General features: G+C 44.7%; 23 protein-coding genes. 5 read left to right on the top strand and 18 right to left on the bottom strand.

Annotated elements, in window-relative coordinates:
* Positions 1–99: 99 nt before the first annotated feature.
* Positions 100–1,197, top strand: a complete 1,098-nt coding sequence (locus tag LKD70_RS16555; RefSeq protein ID WP_227708985.1) for a cell wall hydrolase — start codon at positions 100–102, stop codon at positions 1,195–1,197.
* 388 nt (positions 1,198–1,585) lie between these two features.
* Here the strand turns inward: LKD70_RS16555 and LKD70_RS16550 are convergent, their stop codons facing one another.
* Positions 1,586–2,566 (bottom strand): hypothetical protein, encoded by a 981-nt coding sequence (locus LKD70_RS16550; RefSeq protein WP_227708984.1) that lies wholly within the window; start codon positions 2,564–2,566, stop codon positions 1,586–1,588.
* A 629-nt stretch (positions 2,567–3,195) separates the two neighbouring features.
* Here LKD70_RS16550 and LKD70_RS16545 point away from each other — a divergent pair.
* Positions 3,196–3,690 (top strand): DUF2798 domain-containing protein, encoded by a 495-nt coding sequence (locus LKD70_RS16545; protein ID WP_227708983.1) that lies wholly within the window; start codon positions 3,196–3,198, stop codon positions 3,688–3,690.
* Here the strand turns inward: LKD70_RS16545 and LKD70_RS16540 are convergent.
* Positions 3,680–5,053, bottom strand: coding sequence for an MATE family efflux transporter (locus LKD70_RS16540; protein ID WP_227708982.1), 1,374 nt, complete (start codon positions 5,051–5,053; stop codon positions 3,680–3,682). The genes LKD70_RS16545 and LKD70_RS16540 overlap by 11 nt on opposite strands.
* A 156-nt stretch (positions 5,054–5,209) precedes the next feature.
* On the opposite strand from LKD70_RS16540, the gene LKD70_RS16535 reads away from it, so the two are divergent.
* From LKD70_RS16535 to LKD70_RS16525, 3 genes are all read left to right on the top strand, one after another.
* Positions 5,210–5,812 (top strand): DNA-3-methyladenine glycosylase I, encoded by a 603-nt coding sequence (locus LKD70_RS16535; RefSeq protein ID WP_227708981.1) that lies wholly within the window; start codon positions 5,210–5,212, stop codon positions 5,810–5,812.
* A gap of 15 nt (positions 5,813–5,827) precedes the next feature.
* Entirely contained in the window at positions 5,828–6,454 is a 627-nt protein-coding gene (locus tag LKD70_RS16530; RefSeq protein WP_227708980.1) for a Type 1 glutamine amidotransferase-like domain-containing protein, read from the top strand.
* 185 nt (positions 6,455–6,639) lie between these two features.
* Positions 6,640–7,149 (top strand): flavin reductase family protein, encoded by a 510-nt coding sequence (locus tag LKD70_RS16525; protein WP_227708979.1) that lies wholly within the window; start codon positions 6,640–6,642, stop codon positions 7,147–7,149.
* Between the two features lie 70 nt (positions 7,150–7,219).
* Here the strand turns inward: LKD70_RS16525 and LKD70_RS16520 are convergent, their stop codons facing one another.
* The 16 genes from LKD70_RS16520 to LKD70_RS16450 form a co-directional block, all read right to left on the bottom strand.
* Positions 7,220–8,104: an ATP-binding cassette domain-containing protein gene (locus LKD70_RS16520; RefSeq protein ID WP_227708978.1), complete on the bottom strand. Its 885-nt coding sequence runs from the start codon at positions 8,102–8,104 to the stop codon at positions 7,220–7,222.
* Positions 8,105–8,108: 4 nt separating this feature from the next.
* On the bottom strand, positions 8,109–8,807 hold the full coding sequence (locus tag LKD70_RS16515) for a hypothetical protein (RefSeq protein WP_227708977.1): 699 nt from the start codon (positions 8,805–8,807) through the stop codon (positions 8,109–8,111).
* Positions 8,804–9,484 (bottom strand): hypothetical protein, encoded by a 681-nt coding sequence (locus LKD70_RS16510; RefSeq protein WP_407690990.1) that lies wholly within the window; start codon positions 9,482–9,484, stop codon positions 8,804–8,806. The genes LKD70_RS16515 and LKD70_RS16510 overlap by 4 nt, the downstream gene beginning before the upstream one ends.
* Positions 9,433–9,714 (bottom strand): hypothetical protein, encoded by a 282-nt coding sequence (locus tag LKD70_RS18875; protein WP_407690989.1) that lies wholly within the window; start codon positions 9,712–9,714, stop codon positions 9,433–9,435. Before LKD70_RS18875 ends, LKD70_RS16510 begins: the two co-directional genes overlap by 52 nt.
* Before the next feature lie 113 nt (positions 9,715–9,827).
* Positions 9,828–10,889: a HAMP domain-containing sensor histidine kinase gene (locus LKD70_RS16505; protein WP_227708976.1), complete on the bottom strand. Its 1,062-nt coding sequence runs from the start codon at positions 10,887–10,889 to the stop codon at positions 9,828–9,830.
* A 210-nt stretch (positions 10,890–11,099) separates the two neighbouring features.
* On the bottom strand, positions 11,100–12,113 hold the full coding sequence (locus tag LKD70_RS16500; RefSeq protein WP_227708975.1) for a restriction endonuclease: 1,014 nt from the start codon (positions 12,111–12,113) through the stop codon (positions 11,100–11,102).
* A gap of 19 nt (positions 12,114–12,132) precedes the next feature.
* Complete coding sequence (locus LKD70_RS16495; protein WP_227708974.1) at positions 12,133–12,858, bottom strand: M48 family metallopeptidase; 726 nt, start codon at positions 12,856–12,858, stop codon at positions 12,133–12,135.
* Between the two features lie 5 nt (positions 12,859–12,863).
* The gene (locus LKD70_RS16490; protein ID WP_227708973.1) at positions 12,864–15,953 is read right to left on the bottom strand and encodes a type I restriction endonuclease subunit R; all 3,090 of its coding nucleotides are present in this window, start codon (positions 15,951–15,953) and stop codon (positions 12,864–12,866) included.
* A 77-nt stretch (positions 15,954–16,030) separates the two neighbouring features.
* A complete protein-coding gene (locus tag LKD70_RS16485) occupies positions 16,031–16,204 on the bottom strand; it encodes a hypothetical protein (protein WP_227708972.1) in 174 nt (57 codons plus the stop codon).
* A gap of 17 nt (positions 16,205–16,221) precedes the next feature.
* Positions 16,222–16,404, bottom strand: coding sequence for a hypothetical protein (locus LKD70_RS16480; protein ID WP_227708971.1), 183 nt, complete (start codon positions 16,402–16,404; stop codon positions 16,222–16,224).
* Entirely contained in the window at positions 16,401–17,651 is a 1,251-nt protein-coding gene (locus LKD70_RS16475) for a restriction endonuclease subunit S (RefSeq protein WP_227708970.1), read from the bottom strand. The genes LKD70_RS16480 and LKD70_RS16475 overlap by 4 nt, the downstream gene beginning before the upstream one ends.
* A gap of 12 nt (positions 17,652–17,663) precedes the next feature.
* On the bottom strand, positions 17,664–18,215 hold the full coding sequence (locus LKD70_RS16470) for a hypothetical protein (protein WP_227708969.1): 552 nt from the start codon (positions 18,213–18,215) through the stop codon (positions 17,664–17,666).
* Positions 18,216–18,374: 159 nt separating this feature from the next.
* Positions 18,375–18,872: a hypothetical protein gene (locus LKD70_RS16465; protein WP_227708968.1), complete on the bottom strand. Its 498-nt coding sequence runs from the start codon at positions 18,870–18,872 to the stop codon at positions 18,375–18,377.
* A complete protein-coding gene (locus tag LKD70_RS16460) occupies positions 18,872–19,774 on the bottom strand; it encodes a ComEC/Rec2 family competence protein (protein ID WP_227708967.1) in 903 nt (300 codons plus the stop codon). Before LKD70_RS16460 ends, LKD70_RS16465 begins: the two co-directional genes overlap by 1 nt.
* An 18-nt stretch (positions 19,775–19,792) precedes the next feature.
* A complete protein-coding gene (locus LKD70_RS16455) occupies positions 19,793–21,322 on the bottom strand; it encodes a type I restriction-modification system subunit M (protein ID WP_227708966.1) in 1,530 nt (509 codons plus the stop codon).
* A gap of 2 nt (positions 21,323–21,324) precedes the next feature.
* A complete protein-coding gene (locus LKD70_RS16450; RefSeq protein ID WP_227708965.1) occupies positions 21,325–21,909 on the bottom strand; it encodes a restriction endonuclease subunit S in 585 nt (194 codons plus the stop codon).
* Positions 21,910–22,303 lie beyond the last annotated feature (394 nt).

The following is a 22,303-nucleotide window of genomic DNA, read 5'->3' as shown; positions in this document are numbered from 1 at the left end:
GCCAAATTACGCAATTTGTAGTATAATAATGATCCGGCAACTGACAACCAACGGAAAACAAACCGTAAGAGTTAGTATGAGAGAAAGGAAAAATCATTTATGAGAATCTACAAAAACCGATGGATACAGACCTGTACCGCACTGATCTGTTCCCTCGCAATTGTACTTTCGGTCTTCCCCTCCTTTGCAGATGACAATATTGACAGCCTTGAAGGACAGAGCTCTGCACTTCAGAGCGAACTGGAGGGAATCAATCAGGAAATTCTCACTCTGACTAATGAAATTTCCACGGCACAGATGCAGATCGAGATTCTGGATGCTGAGATCGCCAGAACTTCCGACGCACTTGCTGAAGCAGAGGCCAACGAATCCAAACAGTACGAAGACATGAAATCCCGTATTAAGTATATGTATGAACACGGCAACGCAACACTGCTTGAGATGCTGTTTTCTGCAGAAAACATGACGGATTTCTTAAACAAAGCAGATTTTATCGAAAATTTAAGTGAATATGACCGCAATGCTCTCGACAATCTGAAAGCTGTCCATCAGCAAATTGAAGATGAACAGAGCACTCTTCAGACACAGCAGGAGTCTCTTGCCTCCCTTAAGGCAGAGCTCGAATCATCGCAGGCAGAACTCCAGGCAAAAGCCGCCGAGACTTCCACAGACCTGGCTGACGTACAGGCACGTCTGGAACAGGCCCGTGCCGATGAGGCGGCCCGTCTCGCGGCAGAAGCAGAACGAGCCGCACAGGAAGCGGCTGCCGAGGCCGGAAACGGCAGCACAAATACGGACAGCAGCTACGATGATTCTGTAATTCAGGGCGGAGGCATTGACGCAAGTACTGATGACGTCACTCTTCTTGCCGCAATTATCCAGTGCGAGGCAATTCAGGACTATGATGCGCTTCTCGCCGTGGCAACTGTCATCATGAACCGCGTGGCAAGCCCCCTGTTTCCGAACTCAATCAGCGGCGTTGTCTATGCGAACGGTCAGTTTGAACCTGTGTGGACAGGCCGTCTGGATTCCGTGCTCAGCGCCGGCCCCACCAGTCTGTCGCTTCAGGTAGCTCAGGATGCAATTAATGGTGCACGCCTTGCCGCGGTAGCCGACTGCTATTATTTCCTGTATGCAGGAGGATCTAACCGGGATGGCGTAATCATCGGAGGAAATGTATTCTTCCCAAGCTGGTAGATTGTGACTGTGATTTGTCGGAGCGAGTGGGCGCATCCAGGGGCTCGGACAAATCATGCGGCAGGAAAGTGAGCGAAATGAGTGGATGCTTCGATATGGAGTTATGATTGAGCTATATATTCAATCATATTCAATCATCCAACTGCGGCTCAACGCTGTTATAAAAAAGAAGACGGACTTTATTACATGAGCAGTCATATTAACTGCTGTTGTTTATCAATAAAGTTCCGTCTTTTCTTCTTTTATTTTACACACTTTACTTGACAAACCCTGACAAACCCTTTTATTTCTTATTTCTGCGGATTTGGTCGGGCAAACATACTTCTGTTCTGATGGAACCCAGCGTGCGGCCTTTATCCACCTATTCTTCCACCCGTCAAATCAAAACTTATCCCTTTTTGTAATTTTCCAGTTCCTCACTTGTGATATTGCAATAGCTTATGATCTGTTCGTCACTGAGTCCCTGCTGGATCATGTTCCGAACAATCTCCCGCAGGCTTTCCTCCATTCCTTTTTGGATTCCTTTCTGAATTCCCTTCTCGATGCCGGTCTGGATTCCCTTCTCAATCCCCTCCCGGATCCCTTCCTGTCTGCCGGCCTCTCTGCCCTCATTCCAGGCAGCTTCGCGCTCCTGCATCATATGACGTTCCTGATTATATTCAAAAATACTCATTTCCTTCGCCTCCGCTCTGTGTTTCTCCAGAAATTCTTTCAGGATTCCTTCGCTGAGACATTCCCTGATGGCGAGCTCCACGGCTTCCTCCAGTTCCATCGTCTTTGTATACTCCCGGATCTTGTCCGTGTACACGGCATAGTCCCGGAGCGTCCGGCACGCCTCTTTCAGCGGAACGTTATTATCTCCTGAGATATTCAGCATGACGGTTTCCAGCTCCAGCCGGATCTCTTCTGTTTTGACAGTATACAGATCAGACAGTTTCCTGACCATCCGCTCCGGCATCTCCTTTTCCCCGTTATAGAAAATGATGAACTCCGGCGGCGGAAGTTTTACCGCCGCTGTGCCGTACAGGTTCTCATTCTTCGTCATTCCCGAGTAGAGCTGGGAGATGTAGAAAAGGAACCGCAGCGGCAGATTCGGGTTGTAGGTGGACTGATGCTCGTACAGGGAAAGTCTGCCGTCGATGAGAAAGGAAAGATCGTTTCTCATCGACATGTAAATCGCATTTTTCAGAGTGTTGATTTTCAGCAGTCCGGGATCCGTATAGTGTTTTCCCGTCATTGCATTGTAAAGTTCCAGCAAGTTGTTCTTATCCTCAAAGAGCATAATAAACAGTGTGGATTTGAATGTACGGTTGATCGTGTTGCCTGTGCCGGATCTCTTGCGTCCGGATTTGCGGTTGCGTTTTGCCATATGACAGCCTCCTTTTTGAAAAATGGTGCAGAAGAGACTGTTTCGTCTGTCCAATCTTTCCGAAAAATCTCTCTGCTGTGTTGAATGGGAATAAAAGCATTGAGATTTTCCTGAATGTGATTAGAATTTCTGAAATGGCATCGTACATCGTGCATTTTTAGAATAAAAACATGCTGGAAATGGTTAATGCTTTGTGGGTATCATAACATATACAGACGAAAGTTGCCAGTGGCAAGTTGTGATTTATCGGGGGATAGGAAAGAAGGCACCGAGGCGCTGGGCGGCGCCTCGATATAAAGTGTGAGTGAGGAATATGATCGAGCTATAACTCAATTATCGGAATGTGGCTTATCGCTGATGCAAAATATTGTAAAAAAGAAGACGGCCTTTATTGACATCAACGGTCACATCAATAACTGTTATTCATCAACAAAGTTCCGTCGTCTTTTTTATTTAAACTGCTGATTTGCCTTTGATTTTCCTGAAATTTTTGTGCTAAACTATTTACGGCTGAATCAGCCTATATATACACAACGAGCAGTGTCAGAAACGTAAGTCCAGTTGTCTGTCGCCGCCCGTTATTTTTTTGCGCAAATTTTAAGTAAAATCAGATTTAAGGAGGAATATTTATGCCGCAGACTAAATTTCAGGATTTATGTTTTACCTGTATCATGGTACTCATCTTCGTCTATGTTATGACATTTTACAATGCCGGGCTGGAAAACGGAGTTACATTCGCCACCTTCGGCTATGCCCTCAGGCACATGTGGCCGGAAGCCGTCGGCGCGTTCATCGCACAGCGCTGCATCGCCGCACCGATCGTTCACCGGCTTGTGAGAAGAGTGTTCACACCGGGTGAGGACAAACCGATCTTCATCATTCTTGCGACAGCAGGATTCACGGTTTCACTCATGGCACCGATGATGACATTTTACGTGTCCTTTATTCATATGGGATTCTCCGCAGATTGTCTTGGCCGCTGGCTCTCGGATCTTGTACTGAATTTCCCATTTGCACTCTGTGCACAGGTATTTTATGTAGGACCTCTTGTAAGACTGATCTTCCGTACTCTGTTCCGGAAACAGCTTCGTTTTAATGCATTGATGGATCATGCTACATTTTGATATCATCGAGCCGGCCCTCTCCCCGCAGGTATTTCCGGTAGACAAAGAAAAATACAACGCAGGAGAGAGCCGCGGCTGTCCCGTCAGCCACGGGTTCCGCATAAAAGGCGCTTCTGGCCTCAAACAGCGCCGGCAAAATACAGGTGGCCGCTATGTAGAGTGACTTTCTGAACAGAGACAGGGTAAGTGACGTCTTCGTCATTCCAAGAGCGGTCATTCCATCCACAATAACATACTGGAAGCTCAGCGGAATGATCATAAGCGTGAACGTGCGGATTCCCCATACCGCAAGCTCCGCGTACTGAGGATCGTCTGTAAAAATAGCGACAAAATACTGCGGTGCGATTCTCGAAACTGCAAACATAAATGTGGTAAAGCAGAAGCAGAGCATCAGCACCCAGAAAAATGTCTTTCGTATACGGTCCGGGCGGTTCGCGCCGTAGTTAAAACTGATCAGCGGCTGGGATCCTCCCGTGATTCCAAGCATGGGCGATGTGATCAGAAGCAGATAACTCTGCACAATCGTCGCCGCAGTAATCAGCGTATCGCCGTAGTCCGGTCCGCCGTAATACTGAAGGACCGCGTTCATCGCAATAATAATGATGCTGTCTGTCGCAAAGATAAGGAACGGACAAAAGCCGATCTTTACGATCTGTTTTCCCGTATGAGGGTCCGGCCTGGTAACGCCAAGCGGCACCTGCATCTTTTTTCTTCTCAGTGTACAGAGCACGAACAGACAGGATGATGTCTGCGCGATCACGGTGGCGACCGCCGCGCCCGCGACTCCCATATCCATCAGAAAGATAAATACCGGGTCAAGTACGATGTTGACCAGTGCGCCGATGAGCGTCGTCATCATTCCCAGCATCGGGAACCCCTGGGCAGTGATAAAGTAATTCATTCCCATGGAGAGCAGCGCAAAAAATGTTCCCGCCGTGTAGATTGTAAGGTATGTCTCCGCGTAGGGAAATGTAATTTCACTGGCTCCGAACCAGTTCAGGAGCTGCTCTTTCATCAACAGAAAAAGTAATGTCAGCGTCAACGAGACAATAATCAGCATTGTAAAGCTGTTCGCCAGAATCTTCCTTGCGCCTTTCTTATCTCCTGCTCCAAGCCGCACTGAAAAAAGGACGGAACCTCCGATTCCGAACAATGTCCCGAATGACGAAAGAAGCGTGACAATCGGAGCACACACGCCGACTCCGGCAAGGGCCTCCGCCCCTGTCACCGGAATATTTCCCACGTAGATTCTATCCACAATGCTGTACAGTACATTTACAAACTGCGCGAACATAAAAGGTACCGATGTTTTCAGCACAAGCAGGGGAATGGAATCCCTGCCGAAATCATTTGTCTTTTTCATCCTGCATCCCCTCTCTTTTGTGTCGGAGATCATTATAGCAGGATTTTGCGGGAATTGAATACCCTGAGAGCGTATTCTTCTGTACAAAAAAGCTCACAAAAATGCTATAATAAAAAACGCAGGATAAATCTGAAAAAGTTTTCGGAGGCAAAGCTTATGGAAAGATGTCCGTGGTGTCTGTGCAATGAGAAGATGATCCGCTACCACGATGAAGAGTGGGGCGTTCCGGTGCACGATGACCGTAAGCAGTTTGAATTTCTGATGATGGAGGTCATGCAGTGCGGCCTGAACTGGAATATGATGATACAGAAAAGGGAGATTTTCCGGAAATGCTTTGCTGACTTCGACTTTGACAAAGTCGCTGATTTCGGCGAAGAGGAAATCGAACAGATCATGGAGACGAAAGGGATGATCCGCTCCCGCCGCAAGATTGAAGCCGTGATCCATAATGCCCGGTGTTTTCAGAATATCCGGGAGGAATTCGGCTCGTTTGACGCATACATATGGAGTTTCACAAATGGAAAGACTTACCTCTATACCGGACACCAAAAGGGTGCCATTCCGGCAAAAAACGGACTTTCGGACAGAGTGAGCCGTGATCTGAAAAAGCGCGGCATGAAATATATGGGATCGGTCACCGTCTATTCCCATCTGCAGGCCTGCGGAATCATCAACGATCACCAGGAGTCCTGCTTCCGGTACAGCGAAATTCTCAGGATGACAGATCCGGTGAACAAAAGAAGAGAGAATGAGGCTTAAGGAGGTGCAGAATTCATGAAAAAAATACTGCTTGTATCCATGCTCAGCAATACAGCAGCGCTTGTGAGTAAAGCTATGCCTGAACTGAAAGGAAAGACCGTCACTTACATTCCGACGGCAGGTATCGCTGAGATGCCGGACGGGGATATCAGCGAAATGACTGCGGACGAGACGAAGACGCTTCAGAGTCTCGGCCTGACCGTAGATGTGCTGGAAGTCTCCTCAGCTGCAGAGGCCGAGATTGATCAGAAACTGACAGAAAACGACGTCATCTATATCGGCGGCGGAAACACGTTCTTCCTCCTGCAGGAATTAAGGCGTTCCGGTGCAGATAAGATACTGATCCGTGAAGTAAACAGCGGGAAACCGTACATCGGGGAATCCGCGGGAGCTGTCATTGCATGCCCTGATATCGGCTACTGCTCCGGAATGGATGATCCGGCCAAAGCCCCGGAACTCAACGACTATACCGGATTGGGACTTGTGGATTTTTACGTGGTACCCCATCTCGGAAACGAAATGCTGGGCGCAGGAGTCGGAGAAACCGTTGAAAAATATTCCGGCTCGCTTGATCTGAAAGTCATCACTGACGATCAGATGATACTGGTCACTGACAATGAGATCACTATTTCTGACCGCTGACAATCTGATAACAATTTCAGGCCGAAACTCTCTCTGTAAACAACAGCGCAGTAAATTTAAAATGTCCCGCGGGCGAATGTCGCCTGTGCTCCGGCTTCGCGCCGTATTATGGGAAAATACACTGCAGCGGATACACAAACAACCAATTAGCCAATACAAAAAGATTTTTAAGGAGGATTTATAAAATGGCATTTCATGAGACAGATATTTCATCACTTTCATTCAACCCGTTTGACAAAATCAGCCGCCAGTGGATGCTGATCACTGCCGGGGACAAAGAAAATTCCAACACGATGACTGCAAGCTGGGGCGGCGTCGGAATCATGTGGGGAAAACCCGTCGCAACCGCATACATCCGTCCTCAGAGATATACGAAGGAGTTTGTGGACAAGAATGAATATTTTACGCTTTCATTTCTTCCCGAACAGTACCGGAAAGCTTTAAACGTCTGCGGTTCTGTATCCGGAAGAGATGTAGAGGACAAGTGGGCCCAGGCCGGACTTCATCCCTGTGAAATCGACGGCACCACCGCAGTGGAAGAGGCGGAGGAGATCTTTGTCTGCCGGAAGCTGTACGCACAGGAGATGGTGCCGGAGTGCTTTATCGACACAACCTGCGATGAAAAATGGTATCCGGAAAAGGACTATCATACCATGTATATCGCAGAGATCGTAAAGGTATTGAAGAAAGACTGAATTCCAAAGGCCGGATCCTGTGATTTTGCAACGGCTCAGCCCGATGGCTGAACCGTTGTCAGATTCCCGGTCAGAGCCGGCCGGCCCGGAAATTTGTAACATAGATGTATGCGTCCTCGAGCGTTGTCTCGCAGGGCGCGCATCTGATTTCCGGCTTGTCTTCGCTTAAAAACTTCACCTGCATTCCCCCGTCCACAAACTGCTTTGACGACACATGATAGTTTTTCTCGATCTCCCTGGCCGTCCCCTCATCTGAGGTGCGGCAGATCCACACATGCCCTTTCGCTTCATCGAGAAGTTCCTGCATACTCCCGGAATAGAGGAATCTGCCCTTTTTCATAATGGCAAGACGGCTGCACGTAGCCACAAGATCTTCCACCACATGTGTGGAGAAAAGGACTGTCCGATTGTCTGAAAAATCCACAAGAAGATTCCGGATGCGGATCCGCTCTTCCGGATCCAGCCCGGTCGTCGGCTCATCTACAATCAGAAACTCCGGCTCATTTAAAAGTGCCTGTATAAGTCCCACCCGGCGCTTCATCCCGCCGGAGAGCTGGCGCATTTTCTTCCTGCGGTGATCTGTCAGGCTCGTCTTTTCCAGATAATACCGTATCCGCTTCCGGCAGAGTTCTTTTGGGATTCCCGCCAGATCTCCCATATATTCAAGGCATTCCTGCACTGTCAGTCCGGGATAGAGGTCAATCTCCTGCGGGAGATAACCAATCTTTTTCTGAATCTTCTCATAGTTCTGCTCACTGTACTGCATCCCGTCCAGCGTGACAGTACCGCCTGTCTGCGCCAGCACCGTCGTAAGCACTCTCATAAGAGTCGTCTTCCCCGCCCCGTTTTCCCCGAGCAGTCCGTATACTCCTTTCGGTATCTCAAGGCAGACATGGTCTACTGCTGTCACACCGTTTTTAAACTTCACTGTCAAATCTTCCATTCTGATACTCATTACCCTATCCCCTTTTCTTTAATATTTTCGGCAGTATTGCCGCCATTATAACGCTGATGCACAGGCACATCACTTTTCCGCGCATCCAGCTTAAATCGCTCATATCTTCGATGTTCCGGAACGCATAGGAAAAGAGGTTCCACGCCCCGAAACACTGATCGCCGACTGTGGAGTTTGTAATCAGCCACAGGATCAGGCACCCTCCGGCGCCGGCCCACATGTTTCGCATAAGGCAGGCCAGCGTATTGGACAAAAGCCCCCAGAAGACGAGACTGACTGCCGCAGCCGCCAGGTAGAAAGCGAACTGCACTGCCTCATTTCCCGTTCCCTGCTCTCCTCCCGGAATGTATGTGTTCCAGAATACCGGTCTCTGGAAAAGAAAGAACAGACCGTATCCCAGGGCGGAGAGCAGAAAGAGAAATACCTCCTGAACAGCCAGCCTCTCCATAACGGCAGTCACCTTGTTTCTCATCGGATAGAGGCGCCAGACTTCCGAGCGCTTCCCCGTGATCTCCTGTGTGTAGGTGTCCGCGCAGAGTACGGCGGCAAGAATAGCCATCGGCGCCTCCATCGCAATCCCCACCTCATTGCTGTAGCTCACGCCCCTGATCAGGCTTAAGATCACGACAAAACTTAGAGAGTAGGCGATCTTGTATACCGGCAGCGATATTTTCCATTCGTTTTTCCACTTACTTTTCATCATATCCGCCTCCTTTTCCACAGTTTCACCGAGATGAAGAGAATACACACGGACGCAATAATCAGAAAGCACTGATTCAGCAATGCCAGCGGCGGCGGAGCGACATCGAAAAACTGTCCCGGGAACCGTACCATAATCGCAAGCGGCCGCCCATAGTACCCGTATACTCCTTCCGCGTTCCTGCTGCCCATATTGGAGTAGATCATATAAAGGATCAGAAGCGGCAGGGCGGGAAGCGGATTTTTAAACAGGAGCGCAATCAGTCCGTAAATACTTACGATCATCAGCATATTCGGCAGGATATAAAGACAGGTCGACTCCACAAAGTCGAGAATACTTACCTGAAAACCACAGGAAGCCGCCGACTTCAGGCACAGCGCCCAGAAAACCACATTTAATATCGCGAGGACGATAATGCATACCGCAAATCCTCCGGCCGCCTTTCCCGCCACATACCGGAACGCGCTGACCGGCTTTGTGTGGAGCAGCTCGTATGTGTTTTTCCTCGTATCCTGCATGTAGAGGACCGACAGCATGACTGCTGCGAAAAATCCCATGTACAGCCCTCCGAAATCTGCGAATTTCCTTGAGAAATACCAGGAAAATCTGTGATCCTGAAGTTTCTCTTTTATATAGCTGTTGATCTCCTCCGGCGTCCCTTTGTGGTAAGCGCTGTCCACATAAACGTTCTCTGCTTCTCCTCAGATGACGGCACGTACCCCTCGTATACCTCGCCCTCTCTCACTGTATCCGGATACTCGCTTTCAATCTCCTCCCCCTGCTCCAGATAATGGATCCCAAGGTATGGACTTAAGTTCTGGTACACGCCGAGCACTACGATCAGAATGCCAATCCAGTACAAAGGTCTTTTCAGATAGTTTTTTATCTCTCTTTTGAGAATTGCTGACATTTCCCGTCGCCTCCCTGCCTTTTCTTTCCTTCTTTCTATGGGATTATCATAAAAGGAAAATCTCAACAAAAAGACAACAGGCCATCGTATCGCATAAAAAATCACCGGACTGCTCACGCAATCCGGCGAAATACCGCGGTCACTGCCGCGCCTCTGTCTTCTGTATTTTCAAGGAGAAGCCGTCCTCCATGCTTCTCACAGTACAGTCTGCTGATATACATCCCCATCCCGGTATGTTTCAGACTGTCCTTCGCGTTCTGCCTGTAGTAGAGTCCGGTAATCTTCTCCGTACTTTCCTGAAAGCCATCCCCGTCATCACTGACGCGGATCCGAAGCTCATCCTCCTTCACATAAACGATTACGTCCACCTTATCTCTCGAGCAGCGCAGGGCATTCGAGAGAAGATTCTCCGTCACCTCCAGAATCACTTCCTTGTCCCCGCAGAAATTTTCATCCTTCCCGCTGACCTTTAAAGAGACGGTCCTTTCAGCGTCCTTTTCCAGTATTCTGATCTCCGCCCTCAGGTCCTCTTCCATCTCAGCGCCTGTGATCTCCCCGGGCTGAAGCTGTCTTGTCTCCAGACTGCTCATCTTCCGCATACTCTCGACAAAATCGTCCATCCGCCCGATCTGCTTCATGCTCTCCTCTAACATTTCCACAGCCTGTTTCGTATCAATTGTTTCATCAGGAAGATATTCGATCAGCATTTCCTGATAGCCTTTGAGCACGGAAAGCGGCGAACGGATATCATGGGCGATAGCTGCCCGGAGCGCTTTTTCCTCCTCGATATTTCTCCACAGTCTTGCATTGTTCTCGGAAAGCTGCTGCCGCATCCGCTCGAACTCATGGCAGAGATGTCCCATCTCATCTTCATCTTCATATGTAATGTGAAAGTCCAGATTGTCATGAGCAATATTGGCGGACGCCTGCTCAAGCTCCTCAAGAGGAATCTTCAGCTTGTTTCTATAGAACAGAAAAACCGCAGCGCAGCTTCCCAGGACAGACAAAATCAGCACCGCATATGTCTGAAGAAAATCGCATACTTCTGAAATCATATGATCCGTCTGTGTCATCTGCGAGGCATCCGGCCTCGGAATTTCTGTGACATAGTAAGGGGATGCCTCTCCCTCTCCCAACTCTTCTTCCGCCGCGCGGAAATACTCGTCCTCATCCACATACTTCCACCAGATTTCCTGCTGCGTCCGCTCCGTGCAATAAAAGCTACTGGGACATTGCCATCCAGTAGCTTATATTTATCGAAAAGAAGAAGAAAAATGTTTTAATGCATCTCACCAAGCCAAATCTATAAATTTATTTGTCATAGAGATTTTATTGGACATAATTTTACTTAATACAAATTATTTATATCGTCTTAGCTAATACATCTATTCTTCACTATTGTTTACAACCCAAATTTTTTTGAGAGGAATCAATTCTTTAATTTCATCATCCATTTGGTCGTAGTATCTCAAAAACTCCTCAATAATTTCTTTATGAGTCCAAAGGCGTATCTCAAAAAATTGTTTGGCTATTTCGTTGATGACCGAAGATTTAAACCCGCTCCACGACACCAGCAAACCATAGTCGGCATTGAAGTTTTTCATCACGCCGCCCAGTTGATCCAGTACTATCCGATCCACAGGTACATCCGTAGACTTAACTTGAACACAGATTTTAGGACTGCCAAAGCCAAGTGTGCCAGCAGAAGCCAGAATATCCACACCTTTATCTGGCCCAGCCGCGCTAACGTATGTAGTGAACCCTTTTGCACGGAGAATTGCATCTACAATTCTTGCTAAACCATGACCTTTGGTCTTTTGGATTATCAGGTTTGTAATAACCCCTAAAGCTTCATTTTCAATATCGCGAACTTCTTCATCATCCTGTAATTTCTGAAGAGTGATTTTGGGTACTTTCTTTCCCTGCTTATGTGCACTAATGACCGCTTTAATGCGATCTTCCTGTTTGATACGACAAATCGTCATAAAGGCCCCAAAGGAATATAGGATATCCTGATCAAAAGCCGTGCGAGGAATGTCACAAGCAAACCAATCTACTTGGTGTGCGTGATAGTAGGGATTGTTATTGTTGGGCAAGAATTCATAATCACCTGTGATCTTGCCAAAATGAATTACCGGCTTGATCTTGCTTGGTAAAACCACAATCTCACCCTTCTTCATCTCATGAGCGAATGGCCATACCTGACTTGCCCAGTTCATTGCTGTTTTGACCTTTACATCTACGTTGTTGTCCACGAAATACTGTTGCAAATCTTGCTTAGTGTGGAACTGCATGATTGATTCAGCTAAATTGTCCCAAGTGCAGTATACTCTACTGTCCTCAAGAAATTTGTTCTCAAACTCGCCGTATCGTCCGGCACGACATAACCACATCGACATTATTTTCCCTCCCTCTATCTCACAGCCAAAATGTTGCACTGCGATCCAAGATAGTTTTACGTTCTTTCCAATCAGGCATTAACATAGCCAAGAAACCATAAAAATGCTTTGAGTGATTTGGATGAATAAAATGACAAAACTCATGCATCACCACATATTCGATACAGTTTCGTGGTGCTTCCAATAAACGTTTATTCAATGTAATAACCCCTTTTTTTGCCAAGCAAGATCCCCACCTCGTTTCCATATCCCGAATTCTCAAGGTTGGCATGGACACTCCATATTTTTGAAATACCGGGTAGATTTCTAAAATAATCTCGCCGAAAATAGTTCGACACTGCTCATCCAAGTAACGTGTCACCATCCTTTTCTTTTTTTCATAATCATCCGGGTTTTTCACGCAGAGGTACAGATAAATCCCATTAGATGAAATTGTTTCTTGTACATTTTTCTCCACTTTCAGGCGAACTCCTCTTCCCAACAGATAGAACGTCTCTCCACTGACATATTGCTTGGGCTGAGGAGCATACTGCGCCATCTCACGAAACTTTTTTTGTGCCGAACAAATATAATTTCCCTTGCTCGCCACAAAATCATCAACCTTTTCGGCCGGGATATCCGAATTTGCAGAAACATAAACCGTGCAATCTTTATGAATCCGCAGATTAAGGTTTTTCACCATCTTCCGCTCCAGCATGTAATGAATCTCGTTATTTTCATATAAAACAGTTCTTTTCTGGACCATTGCTGTCAAAACCTCCTAAGTGCCACTGTTTTGACATTTTCAATGACCTTATCAATGGTGTCAAAAGACAGTTTTAATCCTCGTTCTTTTTCGTAGTAATAAAAAAGGTCGTCAATATCCTGCGAGATTCGGTCATGGATTGTTTTATTGTTACTCCAGTCCACCTGACTATGGTTAACCACAATTTTTGTAATCTCTTCTGCAATCTCCGCTGCAAAATTAGGAAATACCTCTGCTTCCTTCGCTTCATCAAATACTGCTGACAGAACACCATAAAATGCCTGTGCGTGGATATTATTCTTAATAGATTCCGGGTAAGTCACGGTGCTCTTTCCAACGTAATAGTCTTCCATGATTGTACGCATCTTCGCCAGATATTCTGCCTCGGAGATCACTTTTCCCTTGTACTGATCCAACGCTTCTTTGATCCGTTTGGAGAAGCTGTCGTAATAGGCTGGGTTTTCCTGATATTTTTCACTGATACTACGGGTTAACTTACTAGTAATAGCATCCGCCTTTGCCCGAAGAGATCCTAACTCCTCTAATTCACGCACAAAATCATCTTTGTTTAGAATATCGATGGGACTAGTGATCTGCTTCAGGCCAGCTACCGAAAGGTGTGTATCCAAGAGATTTTGCATTAGCGGTTCATATTCTCGGTTGTCAATTGTGTCGCAGTAACGGATTTTCACACTGCGACGCACCTTGGAAAAAAATATAAATGTATTTTGGTATTGCTTCAATTCATCTTTCGGAACGGCTACATATGCCTGTTCTGCATTCAATACCATATTCAATGCCTTGCCGTAAGCACAAAGACGATTATAAAAGTTCTCTCGTTTCTTACCGTCAACAAGTTGCACTTCTACTTCTTCGATATCACGGGGATTTTTCAGATTATCAAACATCTCCGTTAGCCGGGTATAGGCTTCTCTCAAGCCAGCCACAGATGACATAACATCCACCACAACACCCTTTAGATCACCGCCGTCAAAATTCTCGAGCCCCGCACCGCTATACAAATCCATAGCGGTATCCAGTTTTTCAATCAGTCCACGGTAGTCTACAATTAAGCCGTAATCCTTACCTTCATACAAACGGTTGGTACGAGCAATAGCCTGTAGCAAACCGTGCTCCTTTAATTCCTTGTCGATGTAGAGCACCTGACAGATGGGTGCATCAAAGCCAGTAAGTAGCTTGCTACACACAATGAGAATGTCGATGTCGCCTACACAGAACTGATTCTTCATGGCCTCTTCATAAGCATCCGCATCGCCGTAACGATTCATCATCTTATTCCAGTAGGCAATAACCTTATCATCAGCACCTTCATTCACATCGTCTACGCCTTCCCGAAGATCGGGTGGCGAGATCACCACAGCGCAGTTCAAATCCTCAAACTGCTCAAAACACTCCAAGTACCGTATCGCATCCCGTTTATAATTAGTAGCCAACATAGCCTTAAAGCCGGTATCTTTGTACCCTTCAATGAAGTGTTCGTTGATATCCAGCGCAATCCGTTTGATACGGGCATCAGTAGAGGTCAGGCGGCGAATACTACTCCATTTTCGGGAAAGTTCATCCCGCTGGGTTTCCGTAAGACGTTTGGTAGTCTGCTTGAACCAAAGGTCAATATTGTCCTCGTCCACATTCTGCTCCACAAAACGCCCTTCGTAAATGAGTGGCACAATCGCCCCGTCCTCCACGCCATCCTTGATAGTATATTTGTGGATCAGTTTACCGAACTTCGCCATAGTATTTTTTTCTTTTTTCATCAAAGGTGTACCAGTAAAGCCGATGTAGCAGGCATTTGGGAATACCGCCCTCATTTTGGTAGCAAGCAGTCCATAGTTGGAGCGGTGACTCTCGTCCACCAGCAGAAATACATCTCGCGAAAAGTTTTTGTGCTCCATTTTCTCAGCGGTGTTGAACTTGTTGATGATGGTAGTAACCACATCCGCCTTGCCGCTGCCCAGTAGCTCTACCAAATTTCGCCCGCTGGTAGCCCGAGCCGGATTTAGGCGGGTATGGGCAAAGGTAGTAGCAATCTGACGGTCCAGTTCTTTGCGATCCGTGACAACAATCACCTTCGGATTGCAGTCGGATAGCTCCATTAAGATATACTTCGCCAGCATGACCATGGTCAGGCTTTTACCACTGCCCTGAGTATGCCAGACAACGCCACTTTGGCGATTTCCCTTTTCATCCGTCTGCTGAATAGTCTTGATAATCTCTTTGATACCGAAATACTGCTGATATCTGCAGATTTTCTTCACATTGGCGTCAAAAAGCACAAAGTACCGGATTAGCTCCATCACTCTTTCTTTGCTGAACAAAGAAATCAGATTCCGGTCCTGCTCGGTTGGAGTGCGATGGATTACGTACTGTGCCAGTGCCTCTCTCAGAAAAGTGGTGTTTTGCTCCTTCCACACATTCCAAAATTTCTTAGGCGTGCCGGTGGTGGCATACTTCACAGTATTCTTATTAGTTGCCATAACAATCTGAGCAAACTTATAAAGTTGTGGAATATATTCTTTCTGTTGGTTGCGGATGTTCTGCTCCACAGCCTGCTCTACACTAATCTGTGGAGCTTTGCACTCGATGACGGCGAATGGGATGCCGTTAATAAACAACACAATATCCGGACGAACATTGTGGAGCTTGTCCCGGCTGTCCACCGCAAACTCCTCGGTGACATGGAACAGGTTGTTTTCCCAATGCTCCCAGTCAATAAATTTCAAGTTAAAACTGAGAGTTTTACCTTCTCCCACAGTCTCAGGGTAGCTTTTGCCCAGTAGCAGTGCATCATAGATTTTTTCGCTGGATCGGATCAGACCATCGGTGAGCGGTTCATCCAAATCCTCCATGGCCCGCTCGATGTTAACGGCGGAAAATTCGTTTTCTGCACCGGCGAAGGCATAGCGATTAAGTCGCCGGAGTTGGCCCCGAAGGATATCTCTCAGTAGCACATGGTACTGACTACCTCGCTGAGCCTCACAATCCTCCGGAGAAATATAGGTATATCCCATGGATCGCAACAAATCAATGGCGGGCTGCTGACTGATATTTTTCTCTAAGTACAAAGATTTGTCCATGGTCTCCTCCTTTCGGAAATATCAATAAAAGCAGGAATAGCGGGGTGGTAAATCCCGCCTCGCTCTCCTATCTAGGTTTACTTCTCTTTTCGAACTCCCTTAAAAGGGGTTCCATCCTTTTTGACATCCATAAAACGACCGGTGTTATTGTCTCGCTTTACCCATTGTTTTGTAACAGGGTTAAAAGTCTGAGAACGGTCTTTTACCGCACCATTTCTATGTCCGTCACCACTTGGGGGATTGGTTGCCATACATCTCTCACCTCCTTTTATTGCCACCTGTACATGGAAAAATAGACAAGGGTAGCTTTACAAATCTCCTCAGGAGATTTGCTGTGTTCAATAATTTCTTTTAAGTCAGACTTCATCTTTTCCGTGTAGTTCTGCCCACTGTCCACAATTTTCTTTAGCAATTCTTTGCAGGCATGTTCCTGCATTTCTTTTTCTGTCATGTCTTTACCCTCACAATGCCCGTCAGCAACAGTTGCATCAAAGCTTTTTTCTTTTGATTTTCCTGTTCAATATTCTGCCGGAGTAAGTCGATTTCCCTATCGGCGGTGGAAAGTACTTCAACAATAGCAGTTTGTTCTTTTATGTCTGGTGGATAGAAAACCTTAATCTTCTTGAAATTCTCATATTTCAAGCTCCGAGTATCGTCTACTAAGCCTTGAGAGAAGCGATAAAACAGAAAGATAATCTCCGGCATTTTGAAAAGATACGCAAAGTACTTTGCATTAATTGATGGATTTGGTTTCAAAATTGTATAAGCCGGACTAACAATACCATCATAGTTGGAATACGCTGAAACTCCCTGCCACATTCGCATTGTGTTATATCCAATATCCCCAACGCAAACTCTCAAATATTTTGATTTATCATTGCTGGAATTGTTTTTCAAATCCAACTCTTTTCTTGGAATGATGCCTTGTGTTCCCGTAATGGCTAGCATCTCTAATCCTTCGCAGTTTGTTTCTTTACGTTCAAGAAACAACTTTCCTAGACGTTCCGTTTTCCATTCACCACTAAACCCCGGCAAACGCCTTTTGCTGGTCAAAAGCTGTTGCATGAAATACTTTTTCTGCCGCTGCTTTTCGGCAAGACGCTTTTCCTTCAGCTCAATCACTTTGTCTTGAGTAGTAAGAATAGCAGAAATTTTTTGTTGTTCTTCTAAATTATCAGGAAATACCAGGCAAATTGTATTCAAATCATCCTGATTAATCTTAGGCATTCCTGTTCTCATTGAACATGCTACGGCTCTTTTATAAAACTGATGTGACAACATGAGGGCAAACAAATAGTTCCTGTCTATATTTTCTCTCACCTTTATTGAATAACAATCTGCACTACATATTCCCTCAAAATCTGGCACACATACTTTGTTAAGGTTTGGTCGTATCTTACTGTACACAATTGAGAATGCATCAAAATAAAATTTTCCTGAAATTAATCCAAGTTCAGTTGCAAACCTTACATTTTGAATTCTTCCTGTGTCCTTCTCAATGTTTTCAGGTCCAATGTATAACATAGACGAATACGGTTCTGTTTTGGGTGAAACTAGACCTGAACGAACCATTGCAACTTGCTCAAAACTCAATTTCTTCCAACCTTGGGGTATAATATTTTGCCCTGTCTGTTTATACCCCTCAGGGACATTGCCCTGACATATCTGCTCGATTCGCTGTTTAATTTCTGGTATCATATTCAGCACCTCTTATAATTTTTTCAGTGCATCCCGGGGAATCCTAATCGTGTTATCTCTACCATCAATTTTTTCGTCTCGACCAGAACCAAATGCACGCAACCCAATTTTTCCTTGTCCCGTTGCCCCTTCGCCTTTCTTAGATTTTTTTAAGTACTTAATGTTGATGGTTCGACTTTTCACTCCTATATTTACCCCAAGACAATCCATAGCATTTTCATAATCCAACAAAGCAAGTTCGCTATCCGTTAAGCCGGGCTTGATACAAATAAGCGCAAGTTTAACATTACCATATCCTTTATGAAGATCAATTAATGTTTTGATTTCGTCTTTATCAAAATTGAAGATCCAATGTTCAAACTTTTCCGTCTTATTATCTTGGGCCATAACAGCTTTCGTAAAAATAATATAGTCTTCAGTGCTATTTTCTGTCGTCAAACAGTAAATCCTTCTAGAATCCTTATTTGCGGCTCTATCAAACAGAGAAGGTTTTTTCTTCCCATAGTTCAACAATGCAGATAGAAAAGCACCATAGTAAAAGTCAGCAACTTTAAGCACACTCATATCTTTATCTCCTTGTTTCTTTATTACATCAACAGTTTATACTTTCATCTCAATATTCCATTCTACGGTTTCAGACGCTTCACATCTGTTCCATATCATCTTTCATCTCCCTCCAACAGTGACCGTTATACTCGCTGCTCACCAATTCCCACCTAGGAATTAGCCGTTCTGCATAAGTTCAACTATTTTTCCTGCATGTTTTCTGCATGATAAAAAATAAATTCCGGTTATAACAGCGCATATAACTACCAAAGAGCACTTTCCTTTAAGTGCAGACAATATAAGTAGCGAAAAAAATAGGACAATTCCAGTACGGGATAGGGCATATTCTCTGGACAAGGTACTCATAATGGAATATTCCTTTTTCTTTTGGTTAAATAGTGTGTAGTTATCATTGAATGGAATCAGTCTGACCCATTTAAGAAAAGGCTCAAGTATAACTGATCCAATACGGTTGATAATGAGTCCAACTTCATATGCTACCGCAAATGTACAAACAGTAATTACAATCTCAGGCCCCGCTCCAAGGTTTTTAATTATGTCGCTATTGAATATTGCAGCGGTAGAATCCGGAAATATAATTACACATCCGCCGATAAATACCAGTCCAGTTAAAAACATATTCAAAATGTTATAGAATGGGACTTTAATTTCCATTACTCTGCTCCTTTCGGTGTAAACGATCCAAGATAAGTTCCATATTCGCTATTTTGAATGTCTTTCTTTACAAGAAAAGATGTATCATAACTATATCCTGATTTAGACACATATATATGAACCTTATCACCACTACAGTCAAATACAATATCACCAGCACTATTTTGAGTAATGGTATTATATCCTTGATAATAATTTAAATATTTTGAGGGTGCTTCGCCGATTACAATAATCTTAGGTTCCAATTCTTTTAGAACATCATTTGATACTTTCCCCGAAGCTCTGCCATGGTGCGGTGCAAATAAAATATCGACCTTTGGCCATTTCACCTGGTCTTTAATCTTATCCAGAAAATCTTGCTCCATATCTCCCATCCACATAGCAACAACATTGTTTTCAACAGAGTAGGTAAAAATTGGAGAAATATTATTAAATCCTTTACCATCTGTAACAGTGAGAAGTGCTTCCTTAAAATTCTCATTTGTTGTAATAGGCCACTTAAAATTGATCCCCGCACAGCCACGAGTCTCATCACCTATATTCATCCATTTTCGAGAACAGCCCGTGCTGACATAATAGGCATGTTCTCCGTCTCGAAGTGTGCAATAGTGCTTGAAATCTTCAGTTTCATCGGCCTTAACAGCACTATTTTTAACACAGTAGAAATTAACAATGCCTAATTGCTCATCCAAATATTTTAATCCCTGTAAATGATCCTCATCAGGATGAGTAGAAATAAAACGAACTATTCCTTTTTTGCTACTTTTATCCCTAATTTCTTGGGTAATTACCTCTTTGTTGCTATCATCCATACAACAATCAATAATAGAAAAATTATCACTATTATGATCAATATAAAACATATCACCTTCGCCTACAGAAAAAGACTTAATAATACTCATTGATATCCTCCTAAACAATCATAATCCTAAATCCTTTAAATACTTTGCCATTTGCGCTTGCACTTCAGCCAGTTCCGCCTCAATATTATTAATGTTTTGCTGCACCTCATCAATATCCACCAGTTTCTCCTCCTCAAAGGTATCCACATACCTTGGTATATTTAAATTGAAGTCGTTTTCCTTAATTTCTTCAAAAGGAGCCACATAGCTGTACTTTTCTATGTTCTGTCGCGCTTCATAAGTACTGACGATACGTGCAATATCGCTGTCCCGCAGAATATTCTGGTTTTTACCCTTCTCAAAATTTCTATCCCCAGAAGCATCGATGAACAGCACATCCCGATAGTTGCGATTCTTCTTAAACACTAAGATACATGCGGGGATACCAGTACCGTAAAATAAATTGGCCGGTAAACCGATAACCGCATCTAACAGGTTCATCTCCACAAGCCGACGGCGGATTTTTCCCTCGCTAGCTCCACGGAATAAGACACCATGGGGCAGTACCACCGCCATGCGGCCATTTTCTGCATCCAGGCAAGAAAGCATGTGCAGCACAAAGGCGTAGTCGCCTTTGGAAGTAGGCGGTACCCCCCAATCAAAACGGTGATACTGATCCAGTTCAGCAGACATTTTTTTCTTGCCCTTACTGTCTACTTCAGCTTCCGATAGGAAACCACTATCCCACTTGTCCAGACTGAATGGGGGATTCGCCACTACCACCTGAAACTTCATTAAGTTGTCATTTTCAATATTCTGAGGATTAGAAAGGGTATCCCCCTGCCAGATACGAGCATCATCCACACCGTGCAAAAACATATTCATGGTGCAGAGAGCCCAAGTCTGTGCATTGAGTTCCTGACCATAAATAGCCACTTTGCCGCTGAGGACTTTTTTGTACGCTTTCAGCAACAAACCACCACTCCCGCAGGTAGGGTCGTAGATACGATCGTTCTCTTTAGGCTGTACCAATGAAGCTACCAACTCAGAAACCTGACTAGGCGTAAAGAACTCTCCGCCCTTCTTTCCAGCGTCAGAAGCAAACATAGCAATCATATACTCATAGGCATCCCCGATGATATCGGCAGAACCCAGTTGACTGGGACGCAAATCTAAACTGTTAAAATCCTCTAGTAGATTCCGCAGAGTTGCATTTTTCTCTTTGGGGTCACCAAAATCCACCTGCGAGTTAAAGTCAATGGCTCGGAATACATTGCGCAACTTTCCGCTGTTGCGTTCCTCAATATGATTCAAAGCTACATTGATTTTTTGACCAATTTCCGCATCATTACGGTTGATGTAAAGATAGTTGAAAGTGGACTGCTCGTCCATTGCAAAACGCTCTCGGTTCATGGCTCGATCTACCCGGCGCATATCGCCGTCATATTGCTTGATATATTCATCTCGTTTTTCCTTAGAGACATCGCTAAGGTATTTCACAAATAGCATGGAAAGAATATAATCCTTATAGCGGGAACTATCAATCTTTCCACGGAAACTGTCACAGGCATTCCACAAGACCTGCTCAATATCTTTTCTCGTTGTCATCTTCATTTTCCTTTCTTTGCTCTTTTGTACGCCTGATCCAGCAAGCTCGAATACAACTTTTCTTTTTCTGCTGACAACTCTTTAAGTAGCTGGCGTTCCTTCTTTGCCAGCAAATTTATTTGTCCGATTTTTTGCTGAATCTCAGCAGGAAGAAGCGTAAGCTCAAATTCCATTAGAAATTTTGCTTTTACCGCACCAAGCATATTGCTGGTCGTGTTTTCGTAAATTTTATGCTTCATCTTTTGAGTATTTAGCAGCCAAAAAAGATACTCTGGAAGCAACTGTTTATCCTCTATTCGGATCACCACAAAGTTTGAGGAGATTACCATTCCCGATGTAGTGTCATCAATCAAAACTGCCGTATAAGGTGCAGTGAGACGAACAACAATATCTCCCTGTCGAGAGAGGTACTCTTTCTTCAGTGACTCTCTCGCTTCGTAGATATCCACCTTGTTTAAGTCAATGTTACCCTCCTGTTGAATGCAACGTAAATTGATTAAAGGATAGCGATAATCTGTAAGTTCCTTGGATTGCTTTCTTGACAAAACCAATCCAGTACGAACACTCGCAAGGTCCTGCAATTTCATCCTCTCACCTCATTTGTCATGTCTAATAAATAACAGATATTATCTAAAAAACTCTTTTTAGCTAAACCTATTATATTCTAACCAACTGAATATGTCAATAATAATTGTCATGTTTCAAAAATGACATTTTAAAATATCATACCTCGTACACTTACTCGTTACATTAAGCTCCCATTTTTCATAAAGCATTATTTTACAAACTTTTTAATATATTTCATATGGTTTTCCGTTCCATAAAATAGGATTTATTCGAACTCGACTTTTATATGCAATTTGCGCCGAGCAGCGGCCACTGGTGCGTTTGCCAGCGGCCACTCGGCGGAGCACAACGGCCACCCTTATTAAGGCTTTTCGATAGGCTGAATGACAACAATGTAGTGCTTCGTTGCCCTCT

This window comes from Ruminococcus turbiniformis, from assembly GCF_020687545.1.
In the GTDB taxonomy this organism is placed as follows: Bacteria; Bacillota; Clostridia; order Lachnospirales; family Lachnospiraceae; genus Mediterraneibacter; species Mediterraneibacter turbiniformis.
The sequence above is the reverse complement of the archived record's forward strand: the minus strand, read 5'-3'. Positions and strand labels throughout refer to the sequence as shown.